Genomic DNA, 16,160 nt, shown 5'->3' on the forward strand with positions numbered 1-16,160 from the left:
CGGGCCGACCTGCAGCAGCGAATAGAATGCGAGGAGTTTGAGAACGCAGCTAAAATCCGCGACCAGATTCGTGAACTGGAAGGTAAGGTTACAGATGTTTAGGCTAAGCGTTGGAAGGAGGAACCGTTTTTGTCGGAGCGATCTTTTGTACAGGAAGCCTTAAGTGAATGGATGAGAGAAGCTGGGCCTGATTCAGATATTGTTATCAGCAGTCGAGTTCGGATCGCCCGTAATTTACGGAGTCATCCTTTTCCGATGCTCGCCACAAACGAACAGGCGCAGGAGGTTATGGAGAATCTCACCGCTATGGGATCTTCTCCCGAGCTGGGTGCGATTGACCGGTTTGAGACGATTGAGCTCTCCGAGCTGAGCGAGCTTGAACGCAGAGTGCTCGTTGAGAAGCATCTCATAAGTCCGAACCTTGCGAATGAGTCACGCTGCGGGGCACTTATACTAAGTGAGAACGAATCCGTCAGTATCATGGTGAATGAAGAGGATCATCTGCGGATCCAATGCTTGTATCCCGGTTTTCAAATTAAAGAAGCCTGGAGCTTGGCTAACCGCATTGACGATATTTTTGAAGAAGCAACCGATTACGCCTTTGATGAACGCCGTGGTTATCTGACCAGTTGTCCGACGAACGTCGGTACAGGTATTCGTTCTTCGGTCATGATGCATTTGCCTGCGCTTGTCATGACGCATCAGATCAACCGTATTTTGACGGCAATTACTCAAGTAGGGCTGGCAGTTCGGGGAATTTACGGAGAAGGCAGTGAAGCGTTAGGCAATTTGTTTCAGGTATCCAATCAGATTACGCTGGGACAATCCGAGGAAGAGATCATCGATAATTTGCACAGCGTAGCCAAACAAATTATTGAGCACGAAAAGGCGGCGCGTCAGCGTATGCTGGAGGAGTCGCAGATTCGTCTGGAGGATCGGATTTACCGTTCCTACGGAATTCTGTCACATGCGACCATAATGGATTCCAAAGAAGCAGGCCAGCGGTTATCCGATGTCCGGCTGGGAATCGATCTTGGTCTGATCAAAGGGGTATCGCCGCTTGTAATGAATGAAATGATGGTTTTAATGCAGCCGGGTTTTCTGCAGCAGGTGTTTAACGAAAAGATGAATACCGAGCAGCGGGATATCAGGCGGGCAGAGCTTATACGTCAGCAATTACAACTAAGTAAATCCGATCATGGGGGTGTGTAAACATGATGTTTGGCAGATTCACGGAACGTGCGCAGAAGGTACTTGCACTTGCACAAGAAGAAGCGGTTCGTCTAGGTCACAACAATATTGGAACAGAGCATATTTTACTTGGGCTTAATCGTGAAGGGGAAGGCATTGCTGCCAAAGCCCTTATCGGACTTGGTCTGAGCCTGGAAAAAATCCAGGATGAAGTCGAGACGCTTATCGGCCGCGGACAAGAGCAGCCGACCAACATTGCGTATACGCCGCGAGCGAAGAAAGTAATTGAACTTTCGATGGATGAAGCGCGTAAGCTGGGTCATACCTATGTAGGAACAGAGCATATTCTGCTCGGCCTGATCCGCGAAGGCGAAGGCGTTGCCGCCCGCGTACTTAATAATTTGGGCATCAGCCTGAACAAAGCCAGGCAGCAGGTCCTGCAGCTCCTGGGCAGCAGCGAAGCGGTCTCGAGCAACCATGGCGCACCGGCTAATGTAAGTACACCGACGCTGGATGGCCTTGCCCGCGATTTGACCGCTTATGCCAAAGATAATAATCTGGATCCTGTTATTGGACGGGGCAAAGAGATTGAGCGCGTCATTCAAGTGCTCAGCCGCAGAACCAAAAACAATCCTGTTCTTATCGGTGAACCTGGCGTAGGTAAAACAGCCATTGCCGAAGGGCTGGCTCAGAAAATTATCGCGGGTGAAATTCCGGAGACGCTGCGTGACAAACGCGTCATGACGCTCGATATGGGCTCTGTTGTTGCCGGAACCAAATATCGCGGTGAATTTGAAGACCGTCTGAAAAAAATTATGGACGAAATTCGCCAAGCCGGAAACATCGTATTGTTTATTGATGAGCTTCACACGCTTATTGGAGCAGGCGGTGCAGAAGGTGCGATTGACGCTTCGAATATTTTGAAACCAGCTCTGGCACGTGGCGAGCTGCAATGCATCGGTGCCACGACGCTGGATGAATATCGCAAGTATATTGAGAAAGATGCCGCGTTGGAACGCCGCTTTCAGCCGATTACTGTTGATCAGCCTTCGCCGGAGGAAGCTGTTCTTATCCTTCATGGACTTCGCGACCGTTATGAAGCCCATCACCGTGTGAAAATAACGGATGAAGCGATCGAGCAGGCGGTTAAGCTTTCGGACCGTTATATTACGGACCGTTTCCTGCCGGATAAAGCGATTGATCTGATCGATGAGGCCAGCTCCAAAGTACGCCTTAAATCATATACGGTACCGCCTAATTTGAAACAGCTGGAAAATCGTCTTGAGGATATCCGCAAGGAGAAAGATTCGGCGGTTCAAAGCCAGGAATTCGAGAAGGCTGCTGCCCTTCGTGATACGGAACAGAAGATTCGCGAAGAGCTTGATGTGACCAAGAATCAATGGAAAGAAAAACAAGGCCGTACGGATTCGGAGGTCACACCGGAGGATATCGCTCAGGTGGTTGCCAGCTGGACGGGAATTCCGGTGAGCAAGCTGGCTGAGGAAGAAACGCAGCGGCTTCTCAAAATGGAAGATATTCTTCATGACCGTGTTATCGGTCAGGATGAAGCCGTCAAAGCGGTATCCCGCGCAATGCGCCGTGCCCGTGCCGGCCTGAAGGATCCGAAGCGTCCAATGGGATCATTTATCTTCCTCGGCCCTACCGGCGTTGGTAAAACTGAGCTTGCCCGCGCACTGGCGGAAGCAATGTTCGGTGACGAGAATGCTGTTATCCGTATCGATATGTCGGAATATATGGAGAAGCATTCGACCTCACGTCTGGTCGGCGCGCCTCCAGGGTATGTCGGCTACGAAGAAGGTGGCCAGCTCACCGAGAAAGTACGCCGCAAGCCTTATTCGGTTGTACTGCTTGATGAGATCGAGAAGGCGCATCCGGATGTGTTTAACATCCTGCTGCAGGTGCTGGAAGATGGCCGTTTAACGGACTCCAAAGGCCGTGTCGTCGATTTTCGCAATACGCTGATCATCATGACCTCGAACGTCGGTGCGGATCAAATCAAGCGCAACACGTCGCTTGGATTTACAGCCGCACAGGATGCAGGCCGTGACTTTAATATCATGAAAGAAAAAGTGCTCGCGGAATTGAAAAAGAGCTTCCGTCCCGAGTTCCTTAACCGGATTGATGAAACGATTGTATTCCATTCTCTTGGAGAAGAGCATATTGCTCAAATCGTTACCTTAATGTCCGAGGAGCTGCGCAAACGGCTTCGTGAGCAGGAAGTAGACTTCACGCTTACAGATTCGGCCAAAGCGTTCCTGGCTAAGGAAGGCTACGATCCGCAGTACGGCGCCCGTCCGCTGCGTCGTGCGATTCAGAAGCATATTGAAGACCGGCTCTCTGAAGATCTGTTGACAGGTAATATCAATAAAGGCGATACGCTTACAATTGATGAGAAAGACGGTGCGCTGACGGTTTCGCCATCAGCACCGGCAGCTGGAGAGCCAGCCACCAAGTAAGCCAAATAATTTTTCTAAAACCTTGCCCCTGAAGGCTCTTCGCTTCCTTAGCGAAAGCCCGTCAGGGGCAAGGGTTTTTTTGCTACATCCAGCAAATCAGCGTATGATTAGAGTGAGTTGTCATTTGGCGCAGTTGAATGTTCGCTAAACCCCTGAGGAGGTAATAATAATGATCGTTGTTGTGAATACGATAAAAGTAAAAAAAGGCCATGGTGAAGAAGTGGCGCAGCGTTTTCAAAACTCCAAAGGTGTTGAATTAACCCCCGGATTTATTCGAATGGAAGTTCTCTTCACAGAAGACTTGGAAGAACATGATGAATTAAAGGTATGTACCCACTGGGCAGACAAGCCTTCATTTGAGAGTTGGGTGAACAGTGATTCCTTCCGTCAAGCCCACGCCAAGCGCGAAGGCAGCCCGGGTGGGCAATCGCAAAGCCAATCCCAAGGTCAGCACCCGCAGAGCGGCGGGCAGGAGCAGCAGGTCCAACACAGCAGCCAAGGACAAGCTCACCAAGCTTCGCCGCAGGGCGAAAGTGTCATGCTGGGATCGAAAATGACGATTCATAATGTACTTGTTTCACGTACACCCAACGAGCAATAAATACCGTAATTCTCAACTTCATCGATAATCATCTGTTTCCCGCCCGGTGGTGTATTGCTGAGCGGGAAACTTTTATTTGGACAGCGCGCTTAAGGGTTTATCCCATCCTCTAGAAATGGTAAACTTTGAATGATAAGTAATATGTATAAGGAGCCGCTCATGGCAAAACTTAAAATAAAATTCGCTTGTACGGAATGCGGAACGGAATCGCCCAAATGGTTGGGGAAATGCCCTGGCTGCGGGGAATGGAATACGATGGTCGAAGAAAAGGAATCTGTAGTCAAGACGCCTGGAATGGGTTCCAGACTTATTCAGACGAAAGAAAAGCCGCAATCCATCATACACATAGATAATGAGCAGGAGCCCAGAATTGAAACGACCCTCCTGGAGCTCAATCGTGTGCTTGGCGGCGGGGTTGTTCCCGGATCGCTCATTCTCGTTGGCGGGGATCCCGGCATCGGGAAATCGACGCTGCTGCTGCAAACCTCCCATGCGTTAGCCTCCCAGGGTCTTACGGTCCTTTATATTTCCGGAGAGGAATCGGTCAGGCAAACAAGGCTGAGGGCCGATCGCCTGGGGGCGCTTACCGAAAAGCTTTATGTGCTTTGCGAGACGAATATGGATCAGATCAGCGATGCGATCGAGTCGCTGGAGCCGGATTTTCTCGTCATCGACTCCATCCAGACGGTATATGATCCCAGTGTCTCTTCGGCACCCGGCAGTGTTTCCCAGGTTCGTGAATGCACGGCTCATTTCATGCGCGTGGCCAAAGTGAAGGGAATCGCCACTGTCCTTGTCGGGCACGTTACAAAGGAGGGAGCGATTGCTGGACCCCGATTGCTTGAGCATATGGTGGATTGTGTCCTTTATTTTGAAGGAGAACGGCATCATTCCTACCGGCTGCTCCGGGCAGTCAAAAATCGGTTTGGATCCACCAATGAAATCGGGATATTCGAAATGGGAGAGCTGGGTCTGCGTGAAGTTAGCAATCCGTCTGAACTCTTCCTCTCGGAACGTCCGCTTGGTGTATCGGGTTCGACCGTAGTGGCCAGTATGGAGGGAACGCGTCCAGTATTGGTGGAGCTCCAGGCACTTGTAGCGACAACGAATTTCCCTTCTCCAAGGCGGATGTCTACCGGTATTGACCACAATAGGATGTCGCTCATCATTGCCGTATTGGAAAAACGGATGGGTATGTTTTTGCAAACGCAGGATGCCTATTTGAATGTGGCGGGCGGCGTCAAGCTGGACGAACCCGCTGTTGATCTGGCAGCAGCGGTGAGCATTGCATCAAGCTTTCGCGATGCGCCGACAAGGCCATTCGACGTTGTTTTTGGTGAAATTGGCTTGACTGGAGAAGTTCGGGCCGTTTCGCGTGCAGAGCAGCGGGTCAAGGAAGCGCATAAGCTTGGCTTTAAACGTGTGATTATGCCAACGAAAAGCTTGAAGGGCTGGAGTCCGCCTGCGGGCATCGAAATAATTGGGGTCGAGACAGTGGCAGAAGCCCTCTCGGCAGCACTCGGATAAGAGGGGGAAGATGATGAAGGAGCCGAATCAACTAGAAGTTATGAATCAACTGCTGCAAATGGTCGCACCAGGCACGGCTTTTCGGGAAGGACTGGACAATGTGCTGCGGGCAAAAACCGGCGCGCTGATCGTTGTTGGATACAGTCCTGAGGTTATGGAGGTCGTTGATGGCGGATTTTCGATCAATTGCGACTTCTCCCCTTACTATCTGTATGAGCTTGCCAAAATGGACGGCGCCATTATTTTGAGTGAGGACCGCAAGCGGGTTTTGTATGCCAATACTCAGCTGATTCCCAACAGTTCCATTTCATCGGTTGAGACGGGAATCCGGCACCGGACGGCCGAACGGGTCGCGAAGCAGACCGGCAAGCTTGTGGTTTCCATTTCGCAAAGGCGCAATATTATTACTCTGTATCAGGGTCAGCTCCGCTATTCGCTCAAAGAAATGGGCGTTATTCTGACCAAGGCGAACCAAGCCATACAAACGCTGGAAAAATATAAAACGGTGCTCAATCAGGCGTTTACGAATTTATCAGCTCTGGAGTTTGAAGAATTGGTTACGCTGCATGAAGTGGCTCATGTCGTCAAACGCATGGAGATGCTCATTCGTGTGAAGATGGAGATTAAACGATACGTCAATGAGCTGGGGACAGAAGGCCGGCTTATCAGCATGCAGATGGAAGAATTGGTTGGCGGCGTTGAGGAAGAAGCCTGGTTTTTAATAAAGGATTATGCGAAAAATCCCCATGAGGACAAGATTCGTGAAATTCGCGCAGGCATCCATAAATTGAATTCAGAGGAATTATTTGATAATAGTTCAATTATTAAACTGCTGGGATACACGGGTACCAGTGTGGCCTCTGAAGAAATGATTGCCCCTCGGGGCTATAGGCTGCTCAGCCGTATCCCGCGCCTGCCTACCGTTATTATGAATAATCTGGTGGACCGTTTCGAGCGGTTGCCCCATATTTTAATGGCCACTATTGAGGAATTGGACTCCGTGGATGGCATCGGGGAAGTGCGGGCGCGCGCGATTAAAGAAGGGCTGAAGCGGATTCAGGAACAGATGTTCATTGACAGACATATTTAAATCACATACAATGTTAGAATGTGGATAACCATGTAAATCGCTAATAACTGTAAAAAATGGTTTTGGGGCATAGTAAAGATGAGGTGGAACAAAATGATCACGAAGTCGATACCGAGTCTTTTTACGGTGGCGAATTTATTTTTGGGTATCGTCGCCATTATTCTCGTTTTTCCAGAAAACTCAAAACCGGAAATCGCTGCGATGATGGTTATCATTGCGATGCTGATGGATGGCGTGGATGGCCGGGTGGCCCGCGCCCTGAATGCGCAAAGTGAATTCGGCAAGGAGCTGGATTCCCTTTCGGATGTGATCTCGTTCGGCGTTGCTCCGGCTTTTATTATGTATAGTGTAGCCTTCCAGGAGCTGAGCTCGGCGGCCGCGTGGATTATTACCGCGCTGTTTCCCATATGCGGTGCTCTGCGGTTGGCCAGATTTAATGTCATATCCAGCATGCCCGGTTATTTTATCGGATTGCCCATTCCGGCGGCAGGAGGCGTGCTTGCAACACTCGCGCTGTTTCACAAGGATATATCAGTTGCAGTATTGATGGGAAGCACGCTGGTGCTTTCCTTTCTCATGGTGAGTACAATTAAATACCCCAGCTTCAAAAAAATGGGCATTCCCAAAAGTGCGATTTGGGTCGTCCCTATAATCATTGTCGTCACGGTTGTACTGGGCATCCTGTTTCATAACCAGTTGTCCAAGATCCTCTTTATACCTTTGGTTCTTTACGCGCTGTACGGCCTAAAAAAAAACGTTGACCGGCGTCTCCCTTTTCCAGGGCGAAATCGCAAGCGCCGGAAACAAGCCGAATTGCTTGAAGAGATCATACCTACTGAGCATGGTGCATAGAGCTGCCTGTAAAAATGTAAAAACAAACCGCCTGCTCATCCCGTAAAGGATGAGTCAGGCGGTTTGTTTGTTATATGATCCTGTTCACAGCTCTGCGATGCGATTACTTTAAGTCAGGTTGAAGAGTCCTAATGTCGAGCACTTGTCAGATTCCTGGGCAACTACATCGTCAAGCTGAATGTCGAGGAGATTGCACATGGCTGACATGTAGAACAGGTTACGGCCAAGCTCGCCTTTAATGGCATCTCTGCAGTGCTCGCACAATTCACCGCTGACGTGGTAATGAAGAGTATTTTTGGCTTGTTCCAAATTGATTTCATCTGTGTATTCTTGCCTTTTAGCATTTAACTCGATACAACCGCATTCCGTCACCGATTTAGCAACAGCTCGATTAACGGAGGCACCGGATTGGCCGTATTTCGATAAAACATCAAGCAAACTGCGATGACGCAAAAGCAGTTCAGACACTTGTTGCTGAAATTGATCCAATGTTGGGGCGCTCATCGATTCCACCTCGTTTCGGGATTGGCAGTGCTCCTCTTATTATAAGCTTCGACCGCCAGTAATTCAAAACCGTTTTGTGTAATTTGTCTGCTTTATCGACCAAGGTTAATAATTTCTAATACTTTCATCCTTCCCTACGATTAACCTCTGAGAAATTGGAACATAATTGTAAAGGAGGTGGAATTATGATGAAACGAATGATTCAATTGTTTGGTTTATGTTTTGGCGGGGTCCTGGGCGCTCAGATGCACAGCTGGATGAATATAGGGACACTGTGGACGGAGTCTTCCTACGGGATGATGCAGCGGTCCGGCAGCTATTATATGAATGTCGGTATTGGAGCGTTGTGCGGCTTGGTGCTGGCCTCGATGCTTGCAGTTCCGCTGATCCGGTGGATTCAGCAGGGAGCTGACCGTATATCCTCGATGCCCACTGGGGATCTGTTTTCCGGGGTATTGGGGCTTATGATCGGTCTGGGACTGTCGGCGCTGCTTTATCCTGCGCTTGCCGGATTGACAGGCGCCGGGCAATTCATTCCCATAGCAGCCATGCTGGTTCTCGGTTATGCGGGTATGCGGATCGGGCTTAGCAAACGGGAGGAACTGACCGAACGGATGAGTTTGATTATGGAACGCGGCAAAAGTAATAATGGCGAAGATGACAGCAGCTATGAAGAGCATAAAATTTTGGATACAAGTGTCATTATCGACGGCCGAATCGCCGATATTTGCAAAACCGGATTTATTGAAGGGACACTTGTAATACCAGAGTTTGTGCTTGAAGAGCTGCAGCACATTGCCGATTCCTCCGATCTGCTCAAACGAAACCGCGGTCGTCGTGGACTCGACATTCTGAATAAAATTCAGAAGGAACTGGATGTGAGAGTCCTTATTTATGAAGGGGACATGGAAGAGGGAGAAGTGGACAGCAAATTGGTCAAGCTCGCCAAGGTGCTTCATGGCAAGGTGGTCACGAATGATTTTAACCTGAACAAGGTATGCGAGCTTCAAGGTGTTTCTGTACTTAATATTAATGATTTGGCCAACGCTGTGAAGCCGGTCGTTCTCCCCGGCGAAGAAATCGTGGTTCAAGTGATCAAGGATGGCAAGGAGCATGGTCAGGGAGTCGCCTATTTGGACGATGGAACGATGATCGTGGTGGAGGGCGGCCGGGAATACATCGGAACAACGATGGAGGTGCTCGTGACGAGCGTTCTTCAAACCTCGGCGGGCCGGATGATTTTTGCCAAGCCAAAGCTGTTGGAAAAAGCGCAGTAACACGTTATGATAGTAAACGGATGATGTCTCCATCAAGCGGGAGCATCGAGGTTTACAGTTTATAGCGAGGCGGTTGAAGGGCATGCAGGCAGGACAGGCAAATTGGGGCGTCGTCGTCGTGGCGGCCGGACGCGGAACACGGATGGGAACGAAGGAGAGCAAGCAGTATTTGCTCTTGCAGGACAAGCCCATCATTGTCCATACGCTGGAACGATTTGAGATGTTGGATGAGGTCAGCGAGGTTGTCTTGGTTGTAGGCCCTGGTGATACGGCCCGCGTCGAATCGATTGTACGGGATAACTTGCTGGTTAAAGTCAAGGCCGTGCTGGCTGGCGGCAGTGAGCGTCAGCACTCGGTTCGGACCGGACTGCAGGCGCTGAGCAAGGAAATGGAATGGGTCATGGTGCATGATGGTGTGCGTCCATTGGTAACTGCCGAGGCGGTACGCTCTTGTATGGCTCAAGCGGTAAAAACCGGGGCCGCTGTGCTTGCTGTGCCCGTTAAAGATACAATCAAGCAGGTTGGTGAAGCCGGTGTGATCGTGGCGACACCTGACCGCCGGAGCTTGTGGGCGATACAAACGCCGCAGGCTTTTCGGCGTTCCCTGCTGCTGGAAGCGCATGAGAGGGCGGCGGCGGACGGCTTTGTCGGAACGGATGATGCCATGGTTGTAGAACGTCTCGGTGTACCCGTTACAGTTGCAGAAGGCGATTACACCAATATAAAAATTACGACACCTGACGATTTGCCATGGGCGGAATTTCTGCTTGCGGCCCATTTGAACAAAGACAATCAGGGAAATGAATAGAGGGGGAAAGCGGGAATGATTCGAGTTGGACAAGGCTTTGATGTGCATCAACTGGTGGAAGGGCGGTCATGTATTATCGGCGGAGTGACGATTCCCTATGAGAAGGGACTGCTCGGCCATTCCGATGCCGACGTGCTGCTGCATGCAATCAGCGATGCAGTACTGGGCGCCCTTGGACTCGGTGATATCGGCAAGCATTTCCCCGATACTGATCCAGCCTTTAAGGACGCGGACAGCCTGAAGCTTCTGGAGCATATCTGGCAGCTCGTGAAAGAGCGCGGCTATAAATTGGGCAATATTGATTCGACTATTATTGCGCAGCGTCCCAAGATGGCGCCTTTTATTCCTCAGATGGTAGAAGTCATTGCACGAGCGCTGGAGGCGGATGAGCTATCTCAGGTAAATGTGAAGGCAACCACAACGGAGCAGCTTGGTTTTACCGGACGGGGCGAAGGGATTGCTGCCCAATCAGTTGTCTGCCTTGTCAAGACTATGCTATGATCGGTTGAAAACGGAACATCATGGAAGGAGTATTGGATACCATGTCAGAGAATATTCGGGTGCGGTATGCGCCGTCACCTACAGGGCATCTGCATATCGGCAACGCGAGAACGGCCTTATTCAACTATTTGTTCGCACGCAGTCTGGGCGGGAAGTTTATTATACGTATCGAAGATACTGACCTGAAACGTAATATTGAGGGCGGCGAGGAAAGTCAGCTTACCTATCTCAAGTGGCTGGGCATCGACTGGGACGAGAGCGTTGATGTCGGAGGGGGATATGGGCCATACCGCCAGACGGAGAGGCTCGACATTTACCGTGAATATTGGCATGATTTGATTGCCAAAGGTCTGGCCTATAAGTGCTACTGCACGGAGGAAGAGCTGGAAGCGGAGCGGGAAGAACAAACAGCGCGCGGAGAGATGCCGCGGTATTCCGGCAAGCATCGCGATTTAACCGAAGAGCAGCGGCAGTCATTTGAGGCGGAAGGCCGTGTACCCAGTATCCGCTTTCGCGTTCCGGAAGGCCGAACCATGACGTTCAGTGACATCGTAAAGGGCGAAATCAGCTTTGAATCCGATGGAATCGGCGATTTCGTTATTGTGAAGAAGGACGGCGTTCCCACTTATAATTTCGCGGTTGCCCTTGATGATCATCTCATGGCAATCAGTCATGTGCTCCGCGGAGAAGACCATATCTCAAATACGCCAAGGCAACTGCTGATCTATGAAGCATTCGGCTGGACGCCGCCCGTATTCGGACATATGACGCTTATTGTGAATGAACAGCGCAAGAAGTTGAGCAAACGCGATGAATCCATTATTCAATTTATTGAGCAATATGATAAGCTGGGCTACCTGCCGGAGGCAATGTTCAACTTTATTACACTGCTCGGCTGGTCTCCGGAGGGCGAGCAGGAGATATTCACACGCGATGAGCTTATTGAAGCTTTTGATCCCGCCAGATTGAGCAAAAGCCCGGCCTTCTTCGACACAGCCAAACTTAGCTGGATGAACAATGAGTACCTGAAAAAGACGGAGCTGACTCGCGTAGTTGATCTCTGTCTGCCTCATTTACAGAATGCCGGCCGGCTCCCGGAGGTTTTGGATGAGAGCGGGAGGGAATGGGCAAGCGACCTTATTGGGCTGTATCAGGATAAACTGCACTGCGCTGCAGATATCGTTCCGCTGACGAGCTTATTCTTTGAGGATGAAATGAACGATGAAGAGGAAGCGAAGCTTGTGCTCGCCGAGGAGCAGGTCCCAGCGGTGCTGCAGGGCTTCGCCGGGCAGTTGGCATCAATAGAGTCCCTGGATGCTGATGGCATCAAGGCGGCAATCAAAGCGGTACAGCAAGCTACAGGCTTCAAAGGAAAGCAGCTGTTTATGCCTATACGTGCCGCCCTGACCGGACAGACCCATGGACCGGATCTTAATCGTACAATCGCTCTGCTGGGCAAAGTCAAAGTGGAGAAACGTTTGCGTTTCCGGTTAAATTAATTCATCTTTTGCCGATAACCGGGCTCGTCTTGAATGCAAGGGCACTTGTCAGTTAATCGGCAGTCCGCTATACTTGTAGTACCTAATTATCAAGTTGTATCGGTTTAAAGGCTTGGAACAGGATTGTTCATTTCCGAGAGGAATCCAGAGAGAGCGACCTTTCAAATTGGAACAGCTGCACATGAATGCAGGATGTCTGCCATTTTGAATAGGCTGGGAGTCGTTCATTCCTTGAAATGCAGCATTGCGCCTGGGAGCCGCTCTTTCGATCCGCGCATGCGGGCGGAATTTCTTTTTGTTGTCCGTAACAGGTACAGCAGGAGAATTCAGCTTGCAGAGTGTGGGGTAGAACGTGACGATTCGTCCGCGTTATGGACTTTAAGATGGGGGTCTTTGTACGGATCTCCAAGCAGAGTGGAACCGCGTCCACACGCCTCTGCAGCCCTCGGGCTGCAGGGGCTTTTCTTTATGCCCAGGGTTGCATGGCCAATCATGCGGTCGGTACAGTTTGATGGCAATGCCTTTCAGAGAGGAGTCTTGACCATGTTTCGCCATATAAAATCCGATATAGATACGGTGCTTTATAATGATCCGGCAGCACGCAGCAAATTCGAGATCGTATTCACCTATTCGGGTTTGCATGCCATATGGTCTCATCGTATTGCCCATCGCCTGTATAAGCTGCGCTTGTACACGGTTGCGCGCCTGATCTCTCAAATCTGCCGTTTCTTTACGGGCATTGAAATCCATCCGGGTGCGACGATCGGAGACCGGTTGTTCATTGACCACGGTATGGGCGTCGTAATTGGCGAAACATGCGAGATTGGCGATAATGTCGTCATTTATCAAGGTGTGACTCTTGGGGGAACCGGTAAGGAAAAAGGAAAACGGCATCCGACAATCGGCAATAATGTAGTCATCGCATCGGGGGCCAAAGTGCTTGGATCGTTCAAGGTCGGGGATAATGTAAATATTGGCGCCAATTCGGTTGTACTCCGGGAAGTGCCGTCCAACAGTACTGTTGTCGGAATTCCCGGAAGAATAGTCAGGAAGAACGGCGAGCGGGTGAAGGACCGGCTGGATCATGCCCAGCTGCCTGACCCAGTCATTGAAATGCTTCGTGAGATGCACAAGGAAATTGAGAATTTAAGGTCCGAGCTTGAGCGCGAGAGGCAAAAGCAACCTATTGCTGGAGGAGATCCGAGAATATGACTTTGCAAATTTATAATACGATGCATCGAAACAAGGAAGACTTCATACCCCAGGAGCCTGGGCAGGTGAAAATGTATGTATGCGGTCCGACCGTGTATGATTATATTCATATCGGCAACGCACGGCCTGTGATCTTTTTTGATGTAGTGAGGCGGTATTTGGAAGCTATTGGATATCAGGTGAATTATGTCGTTAATTTTACCGATGTGGATGATAAGCTGATACGCAAGGCCGAACAGCTCGATATGACCGTTGCGGAAGTGGCGGAGAAATTTATCCATGCATTCAATAGCAATATCGAAGGACTGGGCGTGCATAGGGCGACCATCAATCCGCGTGTGACCGATCATATTCCGGAAATATTGGCTTTAATTGAAGGCTTGGTCAACACCGGCTACGCTTATGAAAGCGGCGGCGATGTTTTCTTCCGCACGAGCAAATTCCAGGATTATGGGAAGTTGTCGCATCAAAATATGCAGGAGCTGCAACTGGGTATCCGGATCGAAGTGGACCGCCGCAAGGAGAACGGCCAGGACTTCGTCCTATGGAAAGCGGCGAAGCCCGGAGAAGTGTATTGGGAAAGCCCTTGGGGAGCAGGGCGCCCGGGATGGCATATCGAATGCTCCGCAATGGCACGCAAGTATCTGGGCGATACGCTGGATATTCACGGCGGCGGACATGATTTGCAATTTCCACATCATGAGTGCGAAATTGCGCAATCTGAGTCCTTCACAGGGAAACCGCTCGCCAGGTATTGGATGCATAATGGATATATTCACATTAATAATGAAAAAATGTCGAAATCCCTCGGCAATGGAATTACGGTCAATGAGCTGTTGAAGCGGGTAAAACCGGAAGCAATCCGCTATTTCATGCTGTCGGCCCATTACCGTAGTCCGCTGAACTTTAGCGATGAGACGCTTGCGCAGGCAGAGAACAGCGTGGAGCGGATTGCCAACTGCTACAGCAACCTGCATCACCGTTTGGCTGTCGCCGTAAGCGAGAAGGATGAAGAGGCAGCTGCGCTTCAAATCCGAATAGAAGCTATTCAGAGCGAGTTTAACGCAAAAATGGATGATGATTTTAATACCCCTGATGCGATAACGGCTGTATTTGAGCTTGTCAGTGAGGCTAATCAATATTTGCAGCGTCCGGTTGCATCAACTGAAGGCTTGCAGCTGCTGATCAAGGCGTTTGAATCCCTTGACCGCGTTCTTGGGCTATTGCCGGCTTCAGGTGCTGCAGAATTGCTCGATTCGGATATTGATGCGTTAATTGTCGAACGGACGAACGCGAGATCGGCGAAAAATTGGAAACGTGCGGATGAAATCCGCGATTTGCTGGCGGATCAAGGGATTATTCTGGAGGATACCCCTCAGGGCATTCGCTGGCGGCGCAAATGATGGAAGACCGAAATCAGGGACTTTGGTTCCATCCCCCGGCCAAACAGCCCAATCAAATAAATCCGGTCGTGCTGGCCTATTTGGGAGACGCGGTTTTTGAGATGATGGTTCGACAATATTTGATTGCCCAGCCGAATCACAAGTCGAATCATCTGCACCGCCTGGCAACCGGCTTCGTTTCTGCAAAAGCCCAGTGCGCGCTTCTTGAGCGGTGGCAGCCGCTGCTCACGGAACAGGAAGCGGACATCGTCCGCCGCGGAAGGAACGCCAAATCGGGTGCCCCCCCCGAAAAATGCCAATCTCGCAGATTACCGTCAGGCGACGGCGTTGGAATGTTTAGTCGGCTATTTGTATTATGAGAAACAGACAGAGCGGCTTCGTGAGCTAATGGCAGTTGCCTTTGACGAACCGGCTGCAGCGATCGGCAAATTCGAGGAGGACAACAGATGACTGAGCAAGATTCGCAACAGGACTCACAAGAAGAATGGATTGCAGGCAAGCATCCGGTCATGGAGGCGCTGCGCTCCGGGCGGGAAATCAATAAAATATGGATTGCCGAGCAATCTCAGAAAAATGCGGCGCCTATCATAGCCGAGGCGAAAAAGGCGGGAATTATCGTTCAGTTTGCCGATAAACGCAAGCTTGATCAAATGGCCGAAGGCACAACCCATCAAGGCGTTGTCGCTCAAGCCGCTGCCTACCGCTATTTTGAGTTGGAGGAGCTGCTGGAGAGGGCTCGTTCAAGCGGAGAAATGCCTTTTCTGCTGCTGCTTGATGAAATCGAGGATCCCCACAATCTGGGTTCCATACTTAGGACGGCGGAGTGCACGGGAGTGCATGGCGTGATTATTCCCAAACGCCGATCCGCATCGCTTACGGCAACGGTGTCGAAAACCTCCGCGGGTGCTGTGGAATACGTTGCCGTTTCCCGGGTCACCAATATTGCACAGACGATCGATAAGCTGAAAGAAGCGGGAATTTGGGTTGCGGGTGCGGACGTTGGCGCACATCAGGATGTGTATGCCTCGTCCACAAAGTTTGATATGCCGCTCGCTCTTGTCATTGGCAATGAGAGCAAAGGCATCGGCAGGCTGATCCGTGAAAAATGCGATTTTCTGATCAAGCTGCCAATGAACGGGCATCTCAATTCTTTGAATGCTTCGGTGGCTGCTGGTGTGCTGATGTACGAAGTGCTGCGGCAGCGCCGGAGCCTCTAGG

16 protein-coding genes (1 of these 16 running past the window's edge) are annotated in these 16,160 nt (G+C 50.5%); 15 read left to right on the forward strand and 1 reads right to left on the reverse strand.

Features of this window, described 5'->3' with window-relative positions; genetic code table 11:
- The 7 genes from ACFOLF_RS19985 to pssA all read left to right on the forward strand — a co-directional run.
- Nucleotides 1-102, forward strand: the 3' end of a protein-coding gene (locus ACFOLF_RS19985; protein ID WP_210046700.1) for a UvrB/UvrC motif-containing protein. Its footprint begins 420 nt before the window's first position; 102 of the gene's 522 nt are visible here — the last part of the coding sequence; its start codon lies beyond the left edge, outside the window; its stop codon occupies nucleotides 100-102.
- A gap of 69 nt (nucleotides 103-171) precedes the next feature.
- Nucleotides 172-1,212, forward strand: coding sequence for a protein arginine kinase (locus ACFOLF_RS19990; RefSeq protein WP_379114375.1), 1,041 nt, complete (start codon nucleotides 172-174; stop codon nucleotides 1,210-1,212).
- 2 nt (nucleotides 1,213-1,214) lie between these two features.
- Nucleotides 1,215-3,668, forward strand: a complete 2,454-nt coding sequence (locus ACFOLF_RS19995) for an ATP-dependent Clp protease ATP-binding subunit (protein ID WP_210046698.1) — start codon at nucleotides 1,215-1,217, stop codon at nucleotides 3,666-3,668.
- 169 nt (nucleotides 3,669-3,837) lie between these two features.
- Nucleotides 3,838-4,269, forward strand: coding sequence for an antibiotic biosynthesis monooxygenase (locus ACFOLF_RS20000; protein ID WP_210046697.1), 432 nt, complete (start codon nucleotides 3,838-3,840; stop codon nucleotides 4,267-4,269).
- Nucleotides 4,270-4,428: 159 nt separating this feature from the next.
- Nucleotides 4,429-5,796, forward strand: a complete 1,368-nt coding sequence (gene radA / locus ACFOLF_RS20005) for a DNA repair protein RadA (protein WP_210046696.1) — start codon at nucleotides 4,429-4,431, stop codon at nucleotides 5,794-5,796.
- Nucleotides 5,797-5,809: 13 nt separating this feature from the next.
- The gene (disA, locus tag ACFOLF_RS20010) at nucleotides 5,810-6,886 is read left to right on the forward strand and encodes a DNA integrity scanning diadenylate cyclase DisA (protein WP_210046707.1); all 1,077 of its coding nucleotides are present in this window, start codon (nucleotides 5,810-5,812) and stop codon (nucleotides 6,884-6,886) included.
- Between the two features lie 93 nt (nucleotides 6,887-6,979).
- Nucleotides 6,980-7,738 carry a CDP-diacylglycerol--serine O-phosphatidyltransferase gene (gene pssA, locus ACFOLF_RS20015; protein ID WP_210046706.1) on the forward strand — a complete coding sequence of 253 codons (759 nt, stop codon included), beginning with the start codon at nucleotides 6,980-6,982 and terminating at the stop codon, nucleotides 7,736-7,738.
- A 108-nt stretch (nucleotides 7,739-7,846) separates the two neighbouring features.
- Here the strand turns inward: pssA and ACFOLF_RS20020 are convergent, their stop codons facing one another.
- Nucleotides 7,847-8,242 (reverse strand): DUF1573 domain-containing protein, encoded by a 396-nt coding sequence (locus ACFOLF_RS20020; RefSeq protein WP_210046695.1) that lies wholly within the window; start codon nucleotides 8,240-8,242, stop codon nucleotides 7,847-7,849.
- Nucleotides 8,243-8,427: 185 nt separating this feature from the next.
- On the opposite strand from ACFOLF_RS20020, the gene ACFOLF_RS20025 reads away from it, so the two are divergent.
- The 8 genes from ACFOLF_RS20025 to rlmB all read left to right on the forward strand — a co-directional run bounded on the left by ACFOLF_RS20025 (nucleotide 8,428) and on the right by rlmB (nucleotide 16,159).
- The gene (locus tag ACFOLF_RS20025; protein ID WP_210046694.1) at nucleotides 8,428-9,519 is read left to right on the forward strand and encodes a PIN/TRAM domain-containing protein; all 1,092 of its coding nucleotides are present in this window, start codon (nucleotides 8,428-8,430) and stop codon (nucleotides 9,517-9,519) included.
- An 82-nt stretch (nucleotides 9,520-9,601) separates the two neighbouring features.
- Complete coding sequence (gene ispD, locus ACFOLF_RS20030; protein WP_210046693.1) at nucleotides 9,602-10,327, forward strand: 2-C-methyl-D-erythritol 4-phosphate cytidylyltransferase; 726 nt, start codon at nucleotides 9,602-9,604, stop codon at nucleotides 10,325-10,327.
- Nucleotides 10,328-10,342: 15 nt separating this feature from the next.
- Nucleotides 10,343-10,828, forward strand: a complete 486-nt coding sequence (ispF, locus tag ACFOLF_RS20035) for a 2-C-methyl-D-erythritol 2,4-cyclodiphosphate synthase (RefSeq protein WP_210046692.1) — start codon at nucleotides 10,343-10,345, stop codon at nucleotides 10,826-10,828.
- A gap of 41 nt (nucleotides 10,829-10,869) precedes the next feature.
- Nucleotides 10,870-12,327: a glutamate--tRNA ligase gene (gene gltX, locus ACFOLF_RS20040; protein WP_210046691.1), complete on the forward strand. Its 1,458-nt coding sequence runs from the start codon at nucleotides 10,870-10,872 to the stop codon at nucleotides 12,325-12,327.
- A 543-nt stretch (nucleotides 12,328-12,870) separates the two neighbouring features.
- Nucleotides 12,871-13,539, forward strand: coding sequence for a serine O-acetyltransferase EpsC (epsC, locus tag ACFOLF_RS20045; protein ID WP_210046690.1), 669 nt, complete (start codon nucleotides 12,871-12,873; stop codon nucleotides 13,537-13,539).
- On the forward strand, nucleotides 13,536-14,942 hold the full coding sequence (gene cysS / locus ACFOLF_RS20050; RefSeq protein ID WP_210046689.1) for a cysteine--tRNA ligase: 1,407 nt from the start codon (nucleotides 13,536-13,538) through the stop codon (nucleotides 14,940-14,942). The genes epsC and cysS overlap by 4 nt, the downstream gene beginning before the upstream one ends.
- Nucleotides 14,939-15,301, forward strand: a complete 363-nt coding sequence (locus ACFOLF_RS20055; protein ID WP_379219484.1) for a Mini-ribonuclease 3 — start codon at nucleotides 14,939-14,941, stop codon at nucleotides 15,299-15,301. The genes cysS and ACFOLF_RS20055 overlap by 4 nt, the downstream gene beginning before the upstream one ends.
- 87 nt (nucleotides 15,302-15,388) lie before the next feature.
- Nucleotides 15,389-16,159, forward strand: coding sequence for a 23S rRNA (guanosine(2251)-2'-O)-methyltransferase RlmB (gene rlmB, locus ACFOLF_RS20060; RefSeq protein ID WP_210046687.1), 771 nt, complete (start codon nucleotides 15,389-15,391; stop codon nucleotides 16,157-16,159).
- The last annotated feature ends 1 nt before the right edge of the window (nucleotide 16,160 follow it).

It is taken from the genome of Paenibacillus sepulcri (assembly GCF_042647105.1).
GTDB classification, from domain to species: domain Bacteria; phylum Bacillota; class Bacilli; order Paenibacillales; family Paenibacillaceae; genus Paenibacillus_Z; species Paenibacillus_Z sepulcri.